23 protein-coding genes and 1 tRNA gene are annotated in these 22,540 nt (G+C 41.5%); 11 read left to right on the top strand and 13 right to left on the bottom strand.

What is annotated here, in order from left to right; genetic code table 11:
- The first annotated feature begins 54 nt into the window (after positions 1–54).
- The 7 genes from sufB to AAFF35_RS05905 all read left to right on the top strand — a co-directional run bounded on the left by sufB (position 55) and on the right by AAFF35_RS05905 (position 6,224).
- Positions 55–1,500 carry a Fe-S cluster assembly protein SufB gene (sufB, locus tag AAFF35_RS05935; RefSeq protein WP_342331484.1) on the top strand — a complete coding sequence of 482 codons (1,446 nt, stop codon included), beginning with the start codon at positions 55–57 and terminating at the stop codon, positions 1,498–1,500.
- Positions 1,501–1,528: 28 nt separating this feature from the next.
- A complete protein-coding gene (sufC, locus tag AAFF35_RS05930) occupies positions 1,529–2,293 on the top strand; it encodes a Fe-S cluster assembly ATPase SufC (RefSeq protein ID WP_342331483.1) in 765 nt (254 codons plus the stop codon).
- Between the two features lie 27 nt (positions 2,294–2,320).
- Positions 2,321–3,625 carry a Fe-S cluster assembly protein SufD gene (sufD, locus tag AAFF35_RS05925; protein WP_342331482.1) on the top strand — a complete coding sequence of 435 codons (1,305 nt, stop codon included), beginning with the start codon at positions 2,321–2,323 and terminating at the stop codon, positions 3,623–3,625.
- Between the two features lies 1 nt (position 3,626).
- Positions 3,627–4,871 (top strand): cysteine desulfurase, encoded by a 1,245-nt coding sequence (locus tag AAFF35_RS05920; RefSeq protein ID WP_342331481.1) that lies wholly within the window; start codon positions 3,627–3,629, stop codon positions 4,869–4,871.
- Positions 4,871–5,314: a SufE family protein gene (locus AAFF35_RS05915; RefSeq protein WP_342331480.1), complete on the top strand. Its 444-nt coding sequence runs from the start codon at positions 4,871–4,873 to the stop codon at positions 5,312–5,314. The genes AAFF35_RS05920 and AAFF35_RS05915 overlap by 1 nt, the downstream gene beginning before the upstream one ends.
- A gap of 3 nt (positions 5,315–5,317) precedes the next feature.
- Positions 5,318–5,632 (top strand): iron-sulfur cluster assembly protein, encoded by a 315-nt coding sequence (locus tag AAFF35_RS05910; protein WP_069380273.1) that lies wholly within the window; start codon positions 5,318–5,320, stop codon positions 5,630–5,632.
- A 127-nt stretch (positions 5,633–5,759) separates the two neighbouring features.
- Complete coding sequence (locus AAFF35_RS05905; protein ID WP_342331479.1) at positions 5,760–6,224, top strand: Rrf2 family transcriptional regulator; 465 nt, start codon at positions 5,760–5,762, stop codon at positions 6,222–6,224.
- Between the two features lie 3 nt (positions 6,225–6,227).
- Here AAFF35_RS05905 and AAFF35_RS05900 read toward each other — a convergent pair whose 3' ends face one another.
- Genes AAFF35_RS05900 through AAFF35_RS05890 form a run of 3 tightly spaced genes read right to left on the bottom strand, consistent with a single transcriptional unit; the run spans position 6,228 to position 10,229 of the window.
- Positions 6,228–7,133, bottom strand: a complete 906-nt coding sequence (locus AAFF35_RS05900; RefSeq protein ID WP_342331478.1) for a hypothetical protein — start codon at positions 7,131–7,133, stop codon at positions 6,228–6,230.
- 11 nt (positions 7,134–7,144) lie between these two features.
- Positions 7,145–8,341 carry a family 16 glycosylhydrolase gene (locus AAFF35_RS05895; protein WP_342331477.1) on the bottom strand — a complete coding sequence of 399 codons (1,197 nt, stop codon included), beginning with the start codon at positions 8,339–8,341 and terminating at the stop codon, positions 7,145–7,147.
- A gap of 34 nt (positions 8,342–8,375) precedes the next feature.
- Positions 8,376–10,229, bottom strand: a complete 1,854-nt coding sequence (locus tag AAFF35_RS05890) for a glycoside hydrolase family 30 beta sandwich domain-containing protein (RefSeq protein ID WP_342331476.1) — start codon at positions 10,227–10,229, stop codon at positions 8,376–8,378.
- Positions 10,230–10,557: 328 nt separating this feature from the next.
- Between AAFF35_RS05890 and AAFF35_RS05885 the strand changes: the two genes are divergently transcribed.
- Positions 10,558–10,628 (top strand) — tRNA-Cys (locus AAFF35_RS05885).
- Positions 10,629–10,772: 144 nt separating this feature from the next.
- Here the strand turns inward: AAFF35_RS05885 and AAFF35_RS05880 are convergent.
- The 9 genes from AAFF35_RS05880 to AAFF35_RS05840 all read right to left on the bottom strand — a co-directional run bounded on the left by AAFF35_RS05880 (position 10,773) and on the right by AAFF35_RS05840 (position 18,763).
- On the bottom strand, positions 10,773–11,156 hold the full coding sequence (locus AAFF35_RS05880; RefSeq protein WP_342331475.1) for a VOC family protein: 384 nt from the start codon (positions 11,154–11,156) through the stop codon (positions 10,773–10,775).
- Between the two features lie 4 nt (positions 11,157–11,160).
- Entirely contained in the window at positions 11,161–12,183 is a 1,023-nt protein-coding gene (locus tag AAFF35_RS05875) for a YCF48-related protein (RefSeq protein ID WP_342331474.1), read from the bottom strand.
- Positions 12,184–12,615 (bottom strand): DUF2147 domain-containing protein, encoded by a 432-nt coding sequence (locus AAFF35_RS05870; RefSeq protein ID WP_342331473.1) that lies wholly within the window; start codon positions 12,613–12,615, stop codon positions 12,184–12,186. It abuts the gene before it with no gap.
- Between the two features lie 64 nt (positions 12,616–12,679).
- A complete protein-coding gene (locus AAFF35_RS05865; RefSeq protein WP_342331472.1) occupies positions 12,680–14,416 on the bottom strand; it encodes a HAMP domain-containing sensor histidine kinase in 1,737 nt (578 codons plus the stop codon).
- 101 nt (positions 14,417–14,517) lie between these two features.
- Positions 14,518–15,285, bottom strand: coding sequence for a LytTR family DNA-binding domain-containing protein (locus AAFF35_RS05860; RefSeq protein WP_342331471.1), 768 nt, complete (start codon positions 15,283–15,285; stop codon positions 14,518–14,520).
- Positions 15,266–16,357: a sensor histidine kinase gene (locus AAFF35_RS05855; RefSeq protein ID WP_342331470.1), complete on the bottom strand. Its 1,092-nt coding sequence runs from the start codon at positions 16,355–16,357 to the stop codon at positions 15,266–15,268. The genes AAFF35_RS05860 and AAFF35_RS05855 overlap by 20 nt, the downstream gene beginning before the upstream one ends.
- 40 nt (positions 16,358–16,397) lie before the next feature.
- The gene (locus AAFF35_RS05850; protein WP_342331469.1) at positions 16,398–17,393 is read right to left on the bottom strand and encodes an NAD-dependent epimerase/dehydratase family protein; all 996 of its coding nucleotides are present in this window, start codon (positions 17,391–17,393) and stop codon (positions 16,398–16,400) included.
- Entirely contained in the window at positions 17,394–18,188 is a 795-nt protein-coding gene (locus AAFF35_RS05845; protein ID WP_342331468.1) for an SDR family NAD(P)-dependent oxidoreductase, read from the bottom strand. It lies immediately after the preceding gene.
- An 8-nt stretch (positions 18,189–18,196) separates the two neighbouring features.
- A complete protein-coding gene (locus tag AAFF35_RS05840) occupies positions 18,197–18,763 on the bottom strand; it encodes a hypothetical protein (RefSeq protein ID WP_342331466.1) in 567 nt (188 codons plus the stop codon).
- A gap of 256 nt (positions 18,764–19,019) precedes the next feature.
- Here AAFF35_RS05840 and AAFF35_RS05835 point away from each other — a divergent pair, with 256 nt between their 5' ends.
- Complete coding sequence (locus AAFF35_RS05835; RefSeq protein ID WP_342331465.1) at positions 19,020–20,459, top strand: inorganic phosphate transporter; 1,440 nt, start codon at positions 19,020–19,022, stop codon at positions 20,457–20,459.
- Between the two features lie 40 nt (positions 20,460–20,499).
- Positions 20,500–21,324 (top strand): universal stress protein, encoded by an 825-nt coding sequence (locus tag AAFF35_RS05830; RefSeq protein ID WP_342331464.1) that lies wholly within the window; start codon positions 20,500–20,502, stop codon positions 21,322–21,324.
- Positions 21,325–21,340: 16 nt separating this feature from the next.
- Here AAFF35_RS05830 and AAFF35_RS05825 read toward each other — a convergent pair whose 3' ends face one another.
- On the bottom strand, positions 21,341–21,547 hold the full coding sequence (locus tag AAFF35_RS05825; protein WP_342331462.1) for a SymE family type I addiction module toxin: 207 nt from the start codon (positions 21,545–21,547) through the stop codon (positions 21,341–21,343).
- Positions 21,548–21,897: 350 nt separating this feature from the next.
- Between AAFF35_RS05825 and AAFF35_RS05820 the strand changes: the two genes are divergently transcribed.
- Positions 21,898–22,479, top strand: a complete 582-nt coding sequence (locus AAFF35_RS05820; RefSeq protein WP_342331461.1) for a YceI family protein — start codon at positions 21,898–21,900, stop codon at positions 22,477–22,479.
- The last annotated feature ends 61 nt before the right edge of the window (positions 22,480–22,540 follow it).

Here is a 22,540-nt window from a genome sequence, read left to right as displayed (position 1 = left end):
CCGTACCTTTGTCAGGTAAATTATTGCGATTATAATAGTTAAAAGACCGATATCATGAATGAAGATTTAAATATGCTTGAGCAAACCGCACTAAATGATTACAAGTACGGCTTTGTTACAGATATTGATACGGATATTATTCCCAAAGGACTCAGTGAGGCTGTTGTGGAGCTCATTTCAAAAAAGAAGAACGAACCGGAATGGATGCTGAACTGGCGCCTGAAAGCCTATGCACACTGGCTGAAGCTGGAAGAACCCAAATGGCCCAATGTGAAATACCCTCCTATCAATTACCAGGATATCATTTATTATGCTGCCCCGAAAAAGAAAGAGCAGCTCAATAGCCTCGATGAGGTAGATCCTGAATTGCTCCGTACTTTTGAGAAGCTGGGCATTTCATTAAATGAACAAAAAAGGCTGACTGGTGTTGCAGTTGATGTTGTCATGGACAGCGTTTCCATTGCCACCTCTTTTAAAGAGCAGCTTTCTGAAATAGGCGTTATTTTCTGCTCCATCAGTGAGGCAATTCAAAAACATCCGGAACTGGTAAAAAAACACCTGGGCTCGGTAGTGCCGATGACAGACAATTACTTTGCGGCCTTAAATTCGGCAGTTTTCACCGATGGGTCCTTCTGCTATATCCCTAAAGGGGTGCGATGCCCAATGGAGCTTTCTACCTATTTCCGGATCAATGCAGAAAATTCAGGTCAGTTTGAACGGACCCTGATCATTGCAGAAGAAGAAAGTTATGTCAGCTATCTGGAAGGATGTACCGCTCCGATGAGGGACGAGAATCAGCTGCATGCGGCTGTCGTTGAACTGGTAGCGATGAAAAAGGCAGAGATCAAATACTCTACTGTTCAAAACTGGTATCCTGGGGATAAAGACGGGAACGGCGGAATTTATAATTTCGTTACCAAACGGGGCATGTGTCAGGGTGAACATTCGAAAATCTCCTGGACACAGGTGGAAACCGGATCGGCCATTACCTGGAAGTACCCAAGCGTAATTCTTAAAGGAGACCATTCTATAGGTGAATTTTATTCAGTAGCTTTTACCAACCATCACCAACAGGCAGATACCGGAACGAAAATGATTCACCTTGGGAAAAATACCCGCAGCAGAATTGTTTCCAAAGGTATTTCCGCCGGACAAAGTCAGAATAGTTACCGCGGTTTGGTCCGTGCAAGTAAAGGAGCCACCAATGCCAGAAATTATTCACAATGTGATTCCCTTCTGCTGGGCGATAAATGTGGTGCCCATACCTTCCCTTATATAGAAGTAAAAAACAAAACCGCCATTGTAGAACATGAAGCAACGACCTCCAAAATCGGAGAAGATCAATTGTTCTATTGCAGACAGCGGGGAATAGATGCGGAAACAGCCGTAGCCCTGATTGTCAATGGATTTGCCAAAGAAGTGATGAACCAGTTGCCTATGGAGTTTGCCATAGAGGCCCAAAAACTACTTGCCATCAGTATGGAAGGCAGTGTAGGATAATTTAAGTACCCATAAAAATTTACAAGACATGTTATCAATTAAAAATATACACGCAAATATTGAAGGTAAGGAAATCCTGAAAGGAATTAACCTTGAGATTAAAGCGGGAGAAGTTCATGCCATTATGGGACCTAATGGTTCCGGCAAAAGTACCCTTGCCTCCGTACTTGCAGGAAGAGAAGAATATGAAGTAACTGAAGGTGAAGTGACCTTCCTGGAAAAAGATTTATTGGAGCTTTCTACAGAAGACAGGGCACGCGAAGGCCTTTTCCTTGCCTTTCAATACCCTGTAGAAATCCCCGGAGTAAGCACCACCAATTTCATTAAAGCTGCCGTAAATGAAAAACGTAAGTATCAGGGTGAAGAACCCTTAGATGCAGTGGCCTTCTTAAAAATGATGAAGCAAAAGATGGCTTTAGTGGAAATCGATCAATCACTCCTTAGCCGTTCCATCAATGAAGGTTTCTCCGGTGGAGAAAAGAAAAGAAATGAAGTTTTTCAGATGGCGATGTTAGAGCCCAAACTGGCCATCCTTGATGAAACAGATTCAGGACTCGACATTGATGCTTTACGCATCGTGGCAAACGGGATCAATAAGCTGAGAAATGAAAACCGTGCTATTTTGCTCATCACCCACTATCAACGCTTGCTGGATTATATTCAACCTGATTATGTGCATGTCCTTTACAACGGAAAGATTGTAAAATCCGGAACGAAAGAACTGGCATTGGAACTGGAAGATAAAGGATACGATTTTATTACGGATGAAGCAGATTTAGCAGCCAGTCTGTAAGCAGATCATCATCAAAAAAGGAAGATAATGACGAATGTAAATTATTTTAAAGATCAGTTTGAGCAACTTCAGGACTCCGGTCCCGCAACTGCCATTGCTGAACTCAGAACCGATGGTTTCCAAACCTTTAACAAATCAGGCTTACCGACTTACAAGTTGGAAGAATGGAAATACACCAATATCAGCAGTTTATTTGACAAAGATTATCAGTTTGCAAACGAGGCCCCGGCGGTTCAGCTTTCGGATATAGATGCCATTCGCCTGGCGGGCCATGAGCAGGCCAATGAACTGGTTTTCGTGAACGGAAGATTTGTCCCTGCCCTGTCGACCATTCGTTCTAGGGAATCTCAACTGGTCATCTTAGCTTTGGAAGAAGCTGCAAAAGGGAAATATGAGCAGCTGGTTAAAGCGCACCTGGGACAAAGCAGTGAATACCTGAAGGACGGAATCCATGCCCTGAATACCTCTTTTATACAGGACGGTCTGTTTCTTTTGATCCCTAAAGGACAGCAATTAACGCACCCGGTTTATATCTACCATATTGCGGATGCAAGGCAGCAAAACACACTTTCTCAACCCCGCAGTTTGATCTTTGTAGAAGAAAATGCAAAATTACAGCTAACGGAAACTTATACCACACTAGGTACAGCAGAAAGCTTTACCAATGAGGTCCTGGAAGTAGTGGTGAAGGAAAATGCGTTTGTAGAATATTATAAAATCCAACACGACGGTTTAAATGCCAGTCAGGTAGGCAGCACACATATTCACCAGATTGGCAGAAGTTATGTACATACAGTAGTGGTTTCTCTGAACGGTGGCGTAATTCGCAACAACCTGAACCTGATACTGGATGCTGCAGGTAACGAAACCCATCTTTATGGATTGTACCTCCTAAAAGGGAAGAGTCATGTAGACAACCATACCTTAGTAGACAATAAACGGCCAAACTGCTTTAGTAACCAGCTCTATAAAGGAATTGCGGGTGATGATTCGACAGGTGTTTTCAGTGGAAGAATCATTGTACAACCTGATGCACAGAAGACAAATGCCTACCAATCCAACAAAAACATCATCTTATCTGATCAGGCGACCATCAATACCAAACCGCAACTGGAGATTTTTGCAGACGATGTCAAATGTTCACACGGCTGTACCGTTGGTCAACTGGATGAAGAAGCTTTGTTCTACCTAAGGGCAAGGGGAATTCCTAAGGAAGCGGCAGAAGTATTATTATTGGAGGCTTATGCAGCTGATATCCTGGATCAGATTAAACCGGAGCCCTTACGCAATCATATAGCAGAACTGATTTACGAACACTTATCTATATCATAAAATGACACAGATAGATTCCATAGCACTGGATTTAGACCTGCAAGCAATCAGGTCCCAGTTTCCCATTCTCAGCAGAACGGTAAATGATAAACCATTGGTTTATCTGGACAATGCTGCGACCTCCCAAAAGCCACAATGCGTAATTGATGCGCTGAGTGATTATTATGGGCGTTATAACGCGAACATTCACCGTGGCATCCATACCCTCGCTGAAGAAGCGACTTTGGCCTATGAGGCCACACGTTTTGCAGTACAGGAGTTCATTGGAGCAGCATCGGCAGAAGAAATTATCTTCAGCAGGGGGACGACAGAAGGAATCAATCTCGTAGCTTATACCTGGGGTCGTCAGCACCTAAAAGCTGGTGATGAAATCCTGATTTCCGGAATGGAACACCATTCGAATATCGTCCCATGGCAAATCCTTTGTCAGGAGAAAAATGCCGTATTAAAGGTGATTCCAGTTAGCGAGGAAGGGGAACTCTCTATGGAGAATTACAACAGCCTGTTGACAGAGAAAACCAAACTGGTTTCCATTGTTCAGGTCTCCAATGCCCTGGGAACGGTGAATCCGGTAAAAGAAATGATTGATGCCGCACATGCGGTAGGTGCAAAAGTATTGGTAGACGGGGCACAGTCTGCAGTACACCTGGACATTGATGTTCAGGCGCTGGATTGCGACTTCTTTGCCTTTTCGGGCCATAAAGTATATGCGCCAACAGGGATCGGTGTACTTTACGGAAAAAAGGAATTGCTGGACAGCATGCCGGTATTCCACGGTGGCGGAGAAATGATTAAGGAAGTCACTTTTGAAGAAACGACCTATAATGACCTTCCTTATAAATATGAAGCAGGCACACCAAACATTGCTGATACCATTGCCTTAAAAACAGCATTGGACTACATTCAAAATATAGGTAAGGCTGCCATCAGAAAGCATGAAAACGAGCTATTGGTTTATGCAACGGCACAGTTGGAAAACATTCCTGGTTTGCGCATCATTGGGAAAGCCAAAGAAAAGGTAAGTCTGGTTTCTTTCATCGTTAAAGGCATCCACCCTCAGGACATTGGCATTTTGCTGGATAATCTGGGAATTGCAGTAAGAACAGGACACCATTGTACACAACCACTAATGAAACGTTTTGGTATTCCAGGAACTGTTAGGGCTTCCTTTGCACTTTACAATACCAAAGAAGAAATAGATATCCTGATTGCAGGTATGCACAAATCCATTAAAATGTTATCCTGATGAGTCAGCAACCAATTCTCGAAATAGAAAAAGAGATTATCGAAGATTTCTCCCTGTTTGACAGCTGGGAAGATAAATATGAGTACATTATTGACCTGGGGAAAAAACTCCCTGCACTGGAAGAAGAATATAAGATCGCAGACAATAAAATTAAGGGTTGCCAGTCTACCGTTTGGCTGGCCGCAGCACATGAAGATGGCCGGGTATTTTTTAAAGCAGACAGTGATGCGGTGATCGTAAAAGGTTTGGTGAGCATGCTCATCAAAGTATTATCGGGACATCGCCCTGAAGAAATTCTGGAAGCCAGACTGGACTTTATCCGGGAAATAGGAATGATGACTCACCTGGCACAAACCCGTTCTAACGGGCTGCTGGCAATGATTAAACAAATGAAAAATTATGCCTTCGCTTACCAAACGATTCAGGGATTAGAAAAGAAATAGATCATGGATAAAGAGGAATTAAAACAAAAAGTAATTGACTGCCTGCAGACCATATATGACCCCGAAATACCGGTCAGCATCTATGAACTTGGGCTGATCTATGAAACGGAAGTGATGACACCATTTAATAACGTACAGATCGTCATGACCCTTACCGCTCCGGGTTGTCCGGCAGCACAGGACATTCCGGTTGAAGTGGAACAGAAAGTAAGACAAATTGAAGGTGTCAACGAAGTATCGGTGGAAGTAACCTGGACACCACCATGGAATAAGGACATGATGTCTGAGGCTGCAAGGCTGGAACTGGGAATGATGTAAGCGATAAACCTGACGGACTCATGAATACAAAAAAACAATAACAATGAAACCATCATCAGCATGCCGCTTACAAAGTGCAATGAACATGTTGATGATCTCTTCATAACCGAAAAAACAAGATATACTAATGAAAATTACAGCCCAGGAAGAATATGGATTGAGGGTACTCCTTCGGATTGCCAGGCATGAAAACGGGGAAGGCATCAGTATTCCTGCCCTCAGCGAAGCAGAAGGCCTCTCCACTGCTTATGTGGCCAAGTTAACCAGAATGCTGCGCATCTCGGGATACATCAACAGTACCCCCGGATATAAGGGAGGATATGTACTTGCACAACCTGCTGATCAGGTCAACATCAATAAGGTGTTGAAAGTTCTTGGCGGTGCCCTGTTCAATAAAGCTTTTTGTGAAGAATATCCAGGCGCAGTAACGCTCTGCACCAATTCTATCGACTGTTCTGTTCGTTCCTTATGGCAAATGATTCAGCTGACTGTAGATCAGCTATTAGATAAAGTTTCTCTTCAGGATCTGATTAGTCCGGAACAGGAATCAAGCTTTTTGCTCGAATCTATCTTAAAGCAAAATGCGAAATAAACCTTATCTGAGGCTAAAAATAATGCCGGCGCCTATTCCTTTTACTTTCCTCAAGGCTCCGTTGAATTGGGATTCCCGCTCCTGCCCATCTGCCAGGAAGAGCTGATCGATTCCTTTCCCCGTTTCGGCATAACGGTATTCTCCCCTTAAATAAGCAGCGCATATGGAATTGATTTTGAAGCTCAGGCGCAATAAAACCTGACTTTCAAAACCTTTCGCGGTATGTTTGAAACTCAGTGGATGATCAAAAGCATCAATCAGGTTCCAATCAGCCCGGCCAGTGTAATGAAGTTGCTGATAACTGAATCCTGCATTCAAATTAATTCGCCGCAGCTTTGCGACCTGCAGGTCAAAGCCAACAACCGGACCCTTCCAATCGGTCTGATAACTGCTGTTCAGCTCCTTCCCTCCTTTTCCTTCTTCAAAATTCTTTAGCGAAAGCTTCTGCCCATTGTTCGCATACCCTGCCTGAGGCATTACAGTCAGCAGTTCATGGAGCTTAATCTTATAGGCCAGAGCGATTGAATAACGGGAAGTATGCCCTTCATTGCTTTTTAAAAAGGCACTGTAGGTTGGCTGAGTCCGGTCATCCGCTGCATAATCATGATCGGTAGCCCTTCCGCTTCGGATAAAAGCTTTATGGTAGCTGCCTTTAAAGAAAATATGGGACCAGATATTTAAATCTACATCCAGTCCCACACCTGCTCCCTTCAATTTCGTCCAGATAACTTCTGATAAAACATTAGGATTTTGCCCATTGCTGTTGCCAGCAATTGACCATTGAAAATTCTCGGAGCTGTCATCACCATAAAAAGCAAAAGTCCACCTTTTTCGCTGTTCCTCAGCCGACTGTCCATAGGCAGAAAAGCAACAAAACATTAACAAAACATAGATCAGGTATCTTTTCATGGTGACGGCCATTATAAACTAAATGCTTCCCATCCGGAGATGGTTGTTCTGTTACAGGTCATTGAAGTGGTGCCGTTTTCAGAAGAAATATACCGCCCATTATTACCTCTTAGGGATATTTTCCCATCAGCATTAACGATCCAATCGAATTTTTCCCAATCGCTGATGGTAGTTCTGTTACAGGTGATCGGGGCTGCTCCGTTTTCTGAGGATACATATTTATTCATGCTTCTTAAAGCCACTTTACCAGCTCCGGCATCTACAACTGTAAATTTCTCCCAGTCTTGCGAAGTTGTCCGGTCGCACATCATGGGGCCTCCTCCATTCAGACCGCTCACAAACAGGTTATTGATCCCTTTCAGAGAAATCGTCTGACCTATAGGCGGATTAGATGATCCTTCGGTCAGCTGATATACCTTTACATAATCCACGTACATACTCGCGGGTAACCGGCTTTCATCAATATTTTGTCCGGGTAGGTTACCTCCGACAGCCAGATTGAGCAGCAAAAAGAATGGATCGTGAAACTCCTCTGTTCCATTGATGTTGTTTTCAATATTGGCGACATGAAATTGAACATTATCTACAAACCAGGTAATGGAGCTCGGCGTCCAGTCTACCCGATAGACATGGTAATTAGTAGGTGTGGTATTCGTATTTCCTCCATAATAAGTATACTGGTTACTGAACCAATGCATCGTTCCCAATACGGTATTTGAAGTATTGGTGTTTTCCATGATGTCAATTTCACCGCATTTGGGCCATGGAGTCGGTCCAATATTAGCACCCAACATCCAGAAGGCTGGCCATTGTCCCTGCCCCTGTGGCAATTTAATCCTGGCCTCGAAACGCCCGTATTTATATTCCCGTTTTCCTTTACTGATCAATCTGGCAGAAGTATAGGGCAAGCCGCCAACACTTTGTTTTTTTGCAGTGATCACCAGGTTACCCCCGGAAACGGTGGCATTCTCTGCCTGGTAAAACTGTTTTTCATTATTGCCCCATCCACCGCCACCGGTTTCGAAGCTCCAGTTATTCGTGTTCACCGCATTTCCGTCGAATTCATCCGACCAGACCTGCTGATAGGTTAGGGCCCTTGGGGCAGTGAGTTGATCGTTTTCTGCTCCAGCAGTTTTAAGGTCCTTTTTACAGGCCGTCAGAATTTGTGAAACTGCCAGCAGGCAGATCATCAGGTTTACTTTTTTCATTGTTTTAGGGTTTGATGATTAGATTTGGTTATGATTAGTTTAGACTAAATGCTTCCCATCCTGAAATTGAGGGCCTGGTACAAGTCATTGCATTTGCCCCATTTTCAGAAGAAACGTAAAGGCCATTATTTCCACGGAGGGATATTTTCCCGTCAGCATTAACGATCCAGTCGAATTTCTCCCAATCTTCAATAGTCGTTCTGCTGCAGGTTAACGGAGCGGCACCATTTTCTGAGGAAACGTATTTGTTCATACTTCTTAGCGCAATTTTCCCTCCCCCAGCATCGATTACTGTGAATTTCTCCCAATCTCCCGCACTGGTTCTGTTACACCACATTGGAGAAGCACCATTTTCTCCGCTGACAAATTGATTGTTCATTCCTCTAAGGGAAACCACCTGACCTATAGGTGCAGTCCCCGGATTTCCAGAGGTCGAACCCGACCATTTGAAAGTCGCGACCGCTCCTGCAGGAAGTGTATAACTAAAAGACTGCGTGCCCCATTTTACTTTAAAAGTGCCACTACCAGATCCGCTGTTGGAAACGATCAGCACTTTGGTTCCATCTGCGTTTTTAAAAGCCACATTCTGAAAGCTTCCTGCAATATTAGAACTGATCCTTGTTGCTCCGGGCCTGGCAAACTTCGAAGCATGAGCAATGATATAATAAGACACATTTCTGGATACGTTGCTGCCGTTGATCGTTAAGGCTCCTTCACAGGTGCTACAGCCACCATTAGTATGTGGACCATAGTTTTGATCAGCAGCAAGGTTCCATTCCAATACATTTCGGCTCCAGTTCCTGGTTGCGCCAATAATCAAGGTGTTTACATGCCACTGCAGATCACCAGCGAAATTACTGGGGCCTCCCACCCATTGTTCTGTGAAATAGATATTTTTGTTGGGATAGGCGTTATGCACTTCTGTTAAGGCGCTGATATTTCCTCCGTAAAGATGAAAAGCAGAGCCGTCGACATAATTTCTGGCGGCAGCATCATTCAAAATGGCAATTGGATAATCCGGACGATCTGCATTATGGTCGTAGGAAATGATTTTAGTACTGATATTATTGGCACTAAACTGCGGCCCAAGGTTGTTCTTAATGAACGCTGCCTGCTCTGAAGCCTGCATGACCATACTCGGGTTGTTGTAGGGATTTAAAGGTTCATTTTGAGGGGTAATCGCATCGATGATAATTCCCTGGGCACGCATTGCAAGAATGTATTTAACGAAATATCTTGCATAGGCATCGTAATATGTGGTATTCAAACTTCCTCCAACATAATTGCCATTGGTTTTCATCCACCTTGGAGCCGTCCAGGGACTGCCAAGAATTTTAATCGAAGGGTTGATCGCAATAATGCTTTTTAATATCGGAATCAGGTCTGTCATTTCCGGAGCAATACTAAAGTTGTTAAGGCTGTTGTCCGTTTGTCCTGCAGCGACTTCATTATAGGTAAAAGGACTGGCACTGAGATCAGATGCGCCGATGGTAATCCTCAGGTAGCTGATTCCGATATTATTCCCGGAGGTAGCAAATAACTCCTGCAATAAATTGTTCTTTTGTGTTGCACCAAGACCATTTAGGAGTGAAGCACTTCCGCCGGTCAGCGTAAATCCAAAACCGTCGATCCCCTGATAGCTGGTATTTTCGTCAACGACAATGGTATTTGGATTTGTTCCTGCATCTGCCGAAAAGGTGACGTTGTTCTGGGATTGCAGTAATTTACTTTTGTCTGTCGTCGTCATCCAAATGCTCACAGATTCATTTGCACGGACAGTTGTTTTTTCGTTCAGATCTAAGTTGGAATTGGACCGGAGTTCCTTTTTACAGGAGAACAAGACTGCACAAAGCATGGCGCAGCCTGTCAAAATCAGACTTTTTTTCATAGGGATGAATATATTTGGTTACTCAAATCTATATCAGCCGAAAAAAAATTGTACATATTGCCGGGCCTACACAGCCACTACAGAAAGGATCAAAACATCAGATTTTAAGATCCAAGGACCCTACTTACCTACTACAAACAAAACATAATCAGTTCACTAATAAACACTTACAATCATCCTATACAAATTGTAACCTATTAATTACCAACTCGTTTCGCCTACAAAGCGCTTCCTTCATTTTAACCTGCTTAAGAAAAGTAAAATAAAATCTACTAATTTAGTATACTTTATATATATTTGCTGCTGTAAATCATGGAATACCCTATATAGTCATGTGGCCGAGTGGTTAGGTATGGGTCTGCAAAACCTTCAACGGCGGTTCGAATCCGTCCATGACGTCATCAAAAGCTTGCCTTCCGGCAGGCTTTTTTTTGGACATAAAAAAACGGGGATACAGCTTCCAGCCACATCCCCGTCATCTAAATTAACGCTCTCATATATATAGACGCCAAAATCCCGGGTTTATTATATCATCGTTAAAAATTATTTTTCATAGAACTCTATAGGCAAACCATCGGGATCAGCAATGAAAGTAAATCGCTTTCCGGTAAACTCGTCAATTCTGATGGGTTCTGCCAACACTCCTTTTTGTTCCAATGTTTTTACAACAAGATTTAAATCATCAACCTGAAACGCAAGATGCCTTAAACCGGCAGCTTCAGGCCTCGATGGTCGTTCGGGAGGTTTTGGAAAAGAAAAAAGCTCTATAATGTATTCCCCGTTAAGGGCAAGGTCCAGTTTATAGGAATCCCTTTCTTCCCGATAGACCTCTCTGATCACCGTAAGGCCTAAAACATCTATGTAAAAGGCTTTTGAAACGTTATAATCTCTGCAAATAATCGCGATATGGTGAATTTTACTTAGCATAGCCTTATTTTGCAGTGATGACTAACTGATAAATTTGCCCTTTATTTCCGGCAAGCAGGATCAGATCGCCTTTTTTTGATTTCTGAACAACATTCAGGTTCATTCCGGAGATGTTATACCAGTATTTTCCCCCATCAGAAGAAACATCTATTCCTGAAGTTCCCGCAGCAATTAAAGTCTTTTCGCTGATATAAGTTACACCGGATCGATAACCATCTACTGGCTTTGCAGGTTTAGTCCATGTTTTACCGCCATTAGTAGTGAGTAAAACATTGTTCTCATTCTCTTTATCTTTCAGGTAATTCCCACCAACAACCACACCTTTATCTTCATCAAAGAAAGACATAGAAAAGGGCCCTGTACTGCTTTCTCCCTGTAAAATCGGGCATTCAAAGATCTGCCAGGTAGAACCAAAATTACTCGAGTAATAGATATTAGAGACCTTGCCTCCGGTAGCAATCCAAACCTTTCCATTTCCTTTGGTCTGAATGGTAGATCCGCTGGCCGCAAAAGCAGCTTCACCAACACCCATTTTTGCCTGTAAATTATCGGAAATATCATTCCAGGATACACCTCCATCAATCGTTCTTAAAAGCTGCATTTTATTATTGATGGGATCACCAAAGACAATTCCACGCTGATCATTCCAAAAGTCCATTCCATCTAAAAATATAGCGGTATCCAGATTCTTGTAATTTTCTTTCCAGGTTTTACCACCATCGATGGTCATCAGAATATAAGCGGGCGAACCTGCATTCACTGCAATCGCTTTATCCGCATCAAAAGCTTCAATATCTCTAAAATCAAGCTTCTCATAACCCACAGGTTTGATCCAGTCCCAGGTCTTACCTCCGTCTACTGTTCTGCCAATATGGCCATTACTTCCGCTTACCCATGCCACCTGATCAGAGACAATACTCATTCCTCTTAAACTGGTATTTGCTCCTGAAGTCAACGGGATCAGGTCGTAAGTTTGTGCAAAACCGAATAATGGGAGGAATAACAAACAATAAATTAGTCTCTTCATCTATTTAGCTCTTTTCCAGGTGTCAGATCTACCTATCAATGAGATGCCAATATATCCTCTGACATTTAAGTCACCATTGGCTTTAATGTTCATATTACAGCTGTATGTTTTTCCGGTTTTTGGATCATAAATCTTTCCATCAACCCATTTACCATCATCATAAACAAAGTCTTTTAACATTTCAAGGCCCAGAATCGGTCTTGTTTTTAAATTTGCTTCCGGATTTTTCACATCCAGTTTAGGCTGCCCTTTTTCATCTTTAGGCGCTTTCAACCATACAATTTTACCGAAAAATTTATCTCCTTTTTTGGAAATGTCTATGTGCGCTTCACCTGAAGAATTTATCCATTTTCCTAAAATAGCATCACTTGTTTGGGAAAACCCGGAAAAGGAAATCGCTGTGAAAAGAAGTAATAACGAAATGTATCTCATATCTCATGTTTTAAATGTACCTAAAGTTACTAATTACCCGATAGAATAAGAAGCATCGGAAAAATTACTCCGTTTTCTGATAAGGAAGATCAAATTTAAAATGGCATCCTTTTCCAGCTTCACTTTCGACACTGATATGGCCATTTTGAATGTCGATCAGCTGGCGGCAGATATATAGGCCCAAGCCTGTTCCCGGCTTACCTGCAGAACGATTTGCCTGGTAATACCTCGTAAATAGCTTTCCCTGCTGTTCTTTAGGAATGCCTATTCCTGTATCAATGATACTAACCTTTAAGCTCTCGGTCTGCTCATCTATGCTACTTAGATTAACTTTGACCACTACGCCACCCTGATCCGTATACTTTACCGCATTATTCAGCAGGTTGATCATAATTTGTTTCAAACGAAAAGGATCTCCTTTTACCATTGCCTCTTCGTTTCCGGTAAATTCTGCGGTCAGCGAAATCTGTTTCCGTTCTGCGGTAAAGCTCATGGCTGCAATGGTATCTTTGATTTCAACGCAAGGCTGAAAAGAAACAATGTTTAGCGCCCCTTCTTGTTGATTGTCAATCTTGCTGACATCAAGAATATCATTTACGGTATTGATCAGCATACTCGACGATAAATTAATCGAGTTGAGTTTCTTTTTCTGATCATCTGTAAGTGGCGTCCGGTTCAGCAAATAGATAATCCCTGTAATCGTGGTGAGTGGGTTCCTGATTTCATGACTCATGATCGCCAGCATTTCGGATTTCTGTTCTGCAAGGGCAACCGCTCTTTCATTTTCCCGGATATAATTATCCTCGGACATTCCCGCTTTACGGATATATACAATCAGCAAAATAATAAAGATCAACACCATCAGCACTGCAATTCCCGTGAAATTGTTCATGTCTTTGGTAGCCGATTGGTACTGATTCAGCATTTCCGTTCTTGTTTTCTCCCAATCGTTGAGATGAATGTCTTTCAATTCCTGAACAAGTTGATGTAGCTGAATGACCAGGCTGAGGTTGGCAGAAATGAGCTGCTGATTTGATTTCGCCAGTCGCCCGTTCTCTTCATTTAATTTTCTAAGTAAATTCTCCTGTGAATTGCTTTGTTTCTTAATCACAGAACGGCTAATGGAATCGCGAATTTGCTTTTCCCTGTTCACCGTAACGACCCTGATGGATTGTGCATTTTCCTGCTTGTTCACGATCGCATCCTGTAAACGCTTGAAAAGCCCTTTCTTATTAGGCTGCGGATTGATCATGCGTACCGAAGTATCGGCTTTTCCAGAGCTTCTCTTCACCGTACTTTTCAATTGATATTTTTCAATGATATCATTTGAAGCTTTTCCGGTAATGCTCTCAATATTGGTGATTCTTAATAAAGAATCAAAATTATGTTTCAATCCAAAAACTTCATTGGAGATCTGCAATTTTTCTTCAAAAGATTTTCCGATTTTTTCCTTACTTGCGGATAAATTCCTGGTACTGTCCAGGTCGTATTTCTTCAGAATGGCTTCAATCTGAAGAAAGGTATTATTAAGCTTTGATTTATAGTCTTCTAATTTTTCATTCTGTCCATACAAAATGGCCTGTTGAAAATCACTTTCTGCACCATTCAGATCCAACAAGATGTTACTGATCTCCTGCGCCTGTGAATGTCCCCTTAAATTCTCGCTTAACGTATCTAGTTTTTGGAAGATAGAGTGTCTGAGTAATAAAGAACCTGCAGCAATGAGAAAGGTAAAGATCAGGAATAGGATAAAAAGTTTACGGAGATTCTTTGAAGTTTCACCGGATTTATTGACAAACATAGATTTCATTAAATTTTCCTCCAAAAATATGATGGAGTGCAAATTTATTAATAATTATCATGTATAAAGGAAGAAACGTCAGGAAATCAACAGAATGGCCCTCAGGAGGGCGGCATTTGTCCTTCCAGCCAGCTCTTAAAACTACTGACTCTTTCCCTGCTAATGACGGCCTCCGTATCCATTAAAGGAAACAACTGAATCACCAATCGGCTATTGTAATAAGTCGTAATCTTTTTAATGGCATCGATATGAACGATGAGCTGCCTGTTGATCCGGAAAAATAAGTTTTTGTCCAACAACTTCTCAATCTGATCTAATGAATAATCAAGTGGTGTCTTTTGATTGTTCAGCGTTATTGCCCAGGTGAGTCCATCAGAAGAATGGAGATAAGCAATGTCTTTAGCCTTGACATAAACCAGCTGGTTGTTAATCTTCCCCATAAACCGGGTATGCTCCCTTTTAAAAAATTCTTCTGCAATTCTGGAGATGTTGACGGCTGGTTCTGTCGGTAATTTAAAGTATTCATATTTCTCCAATGCCCTTTTCAGATCCTTCAGATCTATAGGTTTCATCAGATAATCCACACTATAAACCTTAAACGCCTGAAGGGCAAAGCTGTCATAAGCCGTGGTAAATATGATCGGGATTCTGATGTCAACCTGCTCAAACATTTCAAAACAATTGCCATCGGAAAGCTGGATATCCATAAAGATCAAATCTGCCTGGCCGACAGATGTGTTAAACCATTTCACACCTTCTTCAACGGATTCAATAACAGCAATTACCTCTAAAATGGGAACACATTGCTGCAGTAAATGAATCAGTCTTTCTGCATTATGTTTTTCATCCTCAAATATGATAATCTTCATGAGTAGTTAAAATAGGGATTTTGACAATAAACAATGTTTTCGTTTCTGTGACCTCAATTCTTTTTTCACCGGTTAATTCATACCGCTTGCCAATATTATCCAGGCCGAGTCCTATCGAATTCTGAACGACCGCTCTTTTCCGGAGGTCATTTGTCACGATTAAAAAACTCCCTTCATCTCTGATGCGGATATGGAGCGGATCATTTGCGGAAAAACGATTGTGCTTAACGGCATTTTCTACCAGCATTTGCAAAGTTGCCGGAGGAATCAGACCAATATACTTTATATTTTCATTGATCTGAATATCAAATTCTATACTACTTTGATGCCTGATCCGAATGAGAAAAGAATAGGATTCCAGAAATTCCAGTTCAGTCTGGATAGATACCAGGTTTTCAAATTTCTTATCCAGGATATAGCGGTAGCTTTTCGCCAGTTGAGTGATGTATTCGGCAGAGAGATCCGGGCTTTTATAAACCAGGTTGGTCAATACACTTAAGGAATTAAAAAAGAAATGCGGATCGATCTGACTTTTTAATACATCATATTTGGCCTGAATATTTTCGCGCATCAACCTTTCCGTATTCAATTGTGATTCCTTCCAGTTTTTATAATAGAAAGCGATTCCGTTATACCCCAGCAATAAGAGATAGAACATAAAGATCCCAAAATAAAGGTCATAGCTGAGGGAGCTGAAACTATCCCAGGCGTCGTAGCGATGAAACAAGACGATGTCGAACACGGAATAACATAAGCCAAACAGAAAGGAAACGATCAATCCGTAAACCAGCAATGATAAGCACAACAGCAATAACCGTCTGGAAACATTTTCTTTTGAGGTATTCCGCTCCATCCATCGGGAAAGTAAAATCGCGCCTTCCCAAACCAACAATCCGAAGAGCACATACATCAAACTAAATGCCTGCCCCCTAAATAGAAAGGTACTGAAATTATGAGGAAAAGTCAGATCAAAAGACTTAAAGACCACACTGAACAGGTATAGAATCAGGATTCTCAGTCCATAAACAAACCATTTACTTTGGAAAACAGATTCCACCTTTGCTGTATTCATCTTTAAAAACAGAACATGATTAATTTATCCATCTCATTGCTTAACAGTAATTATTCTCCCGGAACCATTTTAAGGCCTTGTCTATCGCATTTTCTATAGGGGTATAATTCAGCAGCAACTCTCTTTCGGATTTCTTTCCGGAATAGTAATTATATATACACAGCATATAGGTAGCGGAATAGTTCAATTTTCGGGATACCGGACTAAAGATACCAGACAATGTACCTATTATTCCTCCAACTTTTAAAACAAATCCAGGGATTTTGACCAATATCGGTTCCTGACCAGAAGCCTTATTCAATAGCCGGAAAAACTCTTTATAGGATAGATTTTCTCCCGCCATTAAATAGCAATCCCCAATCTTTCCAATTTCCAATGCGCTGGCGATCCCTGCACATACATCACCGATGTATACAAAATTCTTACCACCCGGCGGATAAAAAACGAAACGCTTATTCATGCCATGCAAGATCAGTTTACCAGAACTGGGTTTTGCATCGTATGGTCCTATCATAAAAGTCGGATTAATAATGATCGCCGGTAATTTTGACCGCTCGACCTGCTCCAGGACATACTGTTGTGCAATGTATTTACTGCTAATGTATCCGGAATTCACATGGAGTAAAGCGAAAGAATTCAGTTCAGTACCTGGTTTATTTTTATTTCCAGGACCAATGGTATTAGCGGTACTGATGTGAATCAGCCTTTCCACCTGATGCGCCAGACAAGCTTTCACAACATTTTTTGTTCCGGTTACATTCACCAGTTCATACGCTTTAAAAGTGACATCCCATTGCGCAGTCACCGATGCCGTATGAACGACAAAATTACAACCCTCCACAGCCTTCATCACATCCCCTTCATTACTGATATCTCCATAAAAAATCTCCGAAGGAATATCCGCAATAACCGAAACATCAGCCGAAGGCCGGATCATTAGTTTCAGTTCATATCCTCGCCTATACAAATCCCTTGCGACATTCGATCCTAGAAAACCATTGGCTCCGGTAATCAATACTTTCTTTATTTTCTGCATCTATCTAATTGCCATTTCTTTTTTCACTGCCCCTGATACGATTCTAAGTTTTATTTCTGTGGGAAGGAGACTCATCAAACGATGATTAATCCGGTTCCAAAAACCCGGGATAATAACTCCCTTCCCTGCAAGCGCCTGCCTGAGCGCAATGCCTGCAATCTCCTTTGTACTGAGCAGTCCTACCCTCCCTTTCATTCCTTGTTCCACAATTCGGGCGGAAACACCTGAATTGGTCATGATGGGACCCGGATAAACTACGCTCACCGAAACCCCTGTTCCCTGTAACTCTTCTCTAAGCCCTAAAAAAAAGGAAGAAATGAAGGCTTTGGAAGCGGGATATACTGTTTTATATGCTATCGGTGTAAAAGCGGCCATACTGGAAATGTTCAGGATGTGGCTTTTTTGCTGTTTTAGGAGGTGCGGTAATAAAGTCTGAGTAACCAGCACCGTCCCCCGAACATTAAGCTGAATAATTCTATCAATAGATTCCATGGAACTTTCCATAATCGAAACCGTTCCGCCAATCCCTGCGTTATTAATCAGAAAATTGATCTCAAAGTTATTCATCAGCTCATTTAGCGTCTTAACCAGCAAATAGCTATCCGTCAGGTCAAATTCGAAGACCTGAACATCAACCTTATACTCCATTATTAATTGGGCTGCCAGCGAAAAGGTATTACTTCCGGGAAGCGCAATCATCATGACATTCATTCCCATCGAAGCACATTGTATCGAGAATTCCCTCCCAAGTCCGGAACTGGCACCTGTAATGAGTGTATATGCGTTATTATTCATAACATGAGTTAAATCCGGACAAACAATCCAGCGATTAAAGGAATCAAATACCCAGTCATGGTTTGGAGTGACATTTCTTCTGATTGCTCCTGTGTATGGTTACTATAGCACCTGAAATCCTGTATAAAGCGTTTAATCCCTGAGGACTCCATACTTTGACGAATGCGTTCTTTAATCGTTCCTACCTCCCTTTGATCCATATTGGACTGGGCTCTTTTAGCGAGGTACTCCAACAGGTAAATATTGACCTCATCCAGCTCATTTATCATCAGGAAAGGGGAAAGTTCTCTTAACACACTACTCAGTACCAAGACTTCCATTGGGGAAGTTTCAAAGCTATAGTAATTGACTTCTGCTTTGCCATAGACCGAATTTCTTCCCGGACTCCCAGCCCACCATGCAGATTCTGTCTTTTGAGAAAAATGGGTAAGCAATAGAAACAGATCAGAATCTTCCAGTTTATAGCCGGCAACCAGAGAGGTTACTTTATATAATGTTTTTTGCAGCTCTGCCAAATCCAGGGCATCACCCATGATCTGCATGTTTGTCTTATTTTCAAAATTACCTGTCAACATAAGCCTTTGTATAAATGGGTTTAACCATGGTACAAAACTGAGTATCTGCCGGCCTAAAAAAGACAAATAACTGATGAAGTGTAGAAATTTCAGACTGAACCGTATGAATTTATAATCCTACCGGCTAAGCAAGATAAATTCACCTGCAATAAAGACAGACAACGATATCATAACAATTACTTAACACCAAAAACTCTTTAAACCAACGACTTATGCAGTTATTTGAACGTAATTCAATTAATCGCATATCTGCAAGATGATCATCGTAAACATTATGCCTGTATTTCTTAATATGACCATTCCTTTCTTAGGCGCCATTGATTTAAGCATTCCGCTCTTCCTGGTTTTTATCGTCTGCTTACTGGCTGTTATCGGCTTTGAGTTCGTGAATGGCTTTCATGATACCGCAAATGCAGTAGCAACCGTGATTTATACCAAAGCATTAAAACCGGTCATTGCAATCCCATGGTCTGGTTTTTGGAATTTCCTAGGTGTTTTCAGCGGAGGTATTGCAGTGGCGATGGGTATTTTAAAGCTCGTTCCCCTGGATAGCCTCATGACCCTTCCTATTGCTGTTGGTGCCTGCCTGGTGCTTTCGATTTTACTTGCTTCCATCGCCTGGAACCTGGGCACCTGGTACCTTGGCATCCCCTGCTCCAGTTCACATACCATGATCGGGGCGATGATTGGCGCCGGACTGGCTTTTACCTGGTATTACGGCGGTGCCGGAGTGAATTGGGGCAAAGCAGAAGAAATAGGTCTGTCACTGATCCTCTCCCCCCTTGTTGGCTTTGGTTTTGCAGTATTACTCATGTATTTCTTAAAGCATGTGATTAAATACAACGCCTTATTTCACATTCCAACTGGTGAGGATGACCGGCCACCGATATTGATCAGAATTCTACTGATCATCACCTGTACCCTGGTCAGCTTTTTTCATGGGAGCAATGACGGACAGAAAGGAGTTGGCTTATTTATGTTGATTTTAATTGCTTTTGTACCCGCGAAGTTCGCGATCAACCATGCCATTTCAAACGACAAAGTGCTGTTTGAATTAAATCAGGCCGAGCAGGTGTTGAAAAATACTTCGGGAATAACGGCGGCACAGACAGAAGCCTTTCATAAATTAATCGCAGATATAGAAAATACAAAACTGCACCTCGCCCTGAAAAATGAGCAAGATAAAGAAAAGACGTATCGTTTTAGAAAGGAAGTAGAAAATGTGGTTCATTCTCTAAAGAACATCACGGCCGACAAATCCATTGTACTCCCGAAAGAGGCGCAAGATACCCTATCTGAATCTTCGATTGGCTTAAAAAAGCTGACCGATTTCGCCCCCATCTGGGTGATCGCCATCATATCCGTCTCCCTGGGACTTGGGACCATGATCGGTTGGAAAAGAATCGTTGTGACTATTGGAGAAAAAATCGGAAACGAGCATTTAAACTATGCACAAGGTGTGACTTCCGAAATCGTTGCTGCTTCTACCATAGGACTTAGCACCGGATTAGGCCTCCCTGTCAGCACTACACATGTATTGTCCAGCGGGATTGCAGGTGCCATGGTGGCCTCTGGCGGCAAAGGGAACCTGAACAGCAATACGCTAAAAAATATTGGTCTCGCCTGGGTGCTCACCCTTCCGGTATCCATCGCCTTATCTCTTTTGTTGTTTATGTTTTTCCACCTGTTTATTTAGTCCTGTTGGGCTATATTTAATGACCTCTTAATCTGAAAAAATGAAACAAATACTTGTTGCCACAGATTTTTCAAATAGTGCAAGCAACGCGATGGCTTATGCCATGACCCTGGCTAAAATCCTGCAGATGGAAATCGTTGCCATACATGCCATCCACCCTACTGAGGGTATAAATAACAGCACTTACAATGCCATTTTCATCGAAGATTATTATCAAAATAAGAGAGATGCATTAAAAGAATGGGCTGCGGCTTTCAGTAAGGATAAAGCTAATGCTGGGGTAAAAGTGAGCAGTATTTGTGATGTCGGTTTTTTAAAAACAGTAATTGGTAAACACGTAAAAAATAATGCTGTTGAATTACTGGTGATGGGAATTACCGGATCAACAGGAATCAGTGGCATTGTAGGAAGCAATGCCAGTATGATCGTTACCAAGTTGAAAATTCCGACACTGATTATTCCGCTGGAGAGCATATTTCCTACCGAGCCATTGATTACACTGGCCACAGACTATGAAACCAGGTTATCTCCAAAAGATATAAATGCGCTCAATGAAATGATCAAAGGATTTAATTCCAAAAAGATACAAGTTGTTTATGTGGCTGAAAAATCCGACCAGGCTCATATCAAAACAGGAGAACGCAGGATTAGAAAATTGATTGATCAAAACACGGATATTGATTTCAATTACATAAGCGATAGCAGCGCAAGTCACGGAATTATGGAATTCATCACAGAAAGCCATACAGATATCCTATGCCTGGTTAAACATCACCACAACATTTTGTATCGCCTGTTTACCCGCAGCACTGTTAACCAGGTCATGAACAAGTCTGTAAAAGCAATTCTGGTATTACATGAGTAACCGGAATATATTCCGGTTACTCCACCAACCTGATGATCAACATTTTTTCTTCGGCAGTAACCGTCACGTAATGTGCCGGGGTAAAACCTAAGTCATTAAGCCATTTGCCACTGAGCTTAATCTCCGGAACGGTTTTTTGACTCAATCGGTTCTGTCTGATTTGAGGTTGAATTTTTAAGCTCCTTATTTTTTGTTTTTCTGTATCGTTTTCTTTTAGTTCCATAGCCGCTCTTTATACTTATGATTCACTGTCTAATCTAATAAAAACAAAGAACATTATTTAATTTTAAATATAAAATATTCAGTAAGTATTTCGAGCCATTCTTTATTATTGAGTGGTAAATCCTTCTTAAATGCGGCTCTATCCAGTCCATCTAACAAAGCAAAATTATCGTTTAACTACATTAAAAAATCTAGAAATCAAGTAGATTATTTTCATTTCTTACCATAGATCAATGATTTAACAATGGCAATTCGTTCAATTTGCATCAAATTATTAGACAAAGTCTGCGCCTGTTTCCATAATTATAAAACAGCTGAAGGCGATACCCCAACTCAAAAAAATAAAAGATTATGAAAAAGTTATTCTTATTGGCTGCAGTTTTAAGTACTGCCCTTTTCGCTTTCAAAGCTGTTGCACCTGCTACATGGGAAGCTGACACCTCACATTCAAAATTAGGATTTGTAGTTACCCACTTAATGATCACTGATGTAGAAGGATCTTTCAAAAACTTTCAGTCGACCATCACTGCATCAAAACCTGATTTTTCTGATGCCATAGTTGAACTGACTGCAGACGTAAATTCAGTAAATACAGACAATGATAAAAGAGATGAGCATTTGAAAGGCGCAGATTTCTTTGATGCCGCGAAATTCCCGAAATTATCGTTTAAAAGCACTTCAGTGAAGAAAGTTTCTGCCAACAAATTCAAAGTGAACGGAAACTTAACTTTTCACGGTGTAACTAAACCCATCACTTTAGATGCGACATTAAGAGGTGTAACCACCAATCCAATGTCTAAAAAAGAAACTGCAGGTTTCAAAGTTACCGGAACAATTAAAAGAGCAGCTTTCGGATTCGGAACTAAATATGCAAATGCCATGTTAAGCGATGAAGTAACATTAAATGCAAACACTGAGTTTGTAAAAAAATAATTGACCGATCCTGAGCAATTCGGGAGTTAATGAAAAGGAGGAGATCTTAAGATTTCCTCCT

It is taken from the genome of Pedobacter sp. FW305-3-2-15-E-R2A2, assembly GCF_038446955.1.
Taxonomy (GTDB): Bacteria; Bacteroidota; Bacteroidia; order Sphingobacteriales; family Sphingobacteriaceae; genus Pedobacter.
This window is presented reverse-complemented; position numbering and strand designations above follow the sequence as displayed.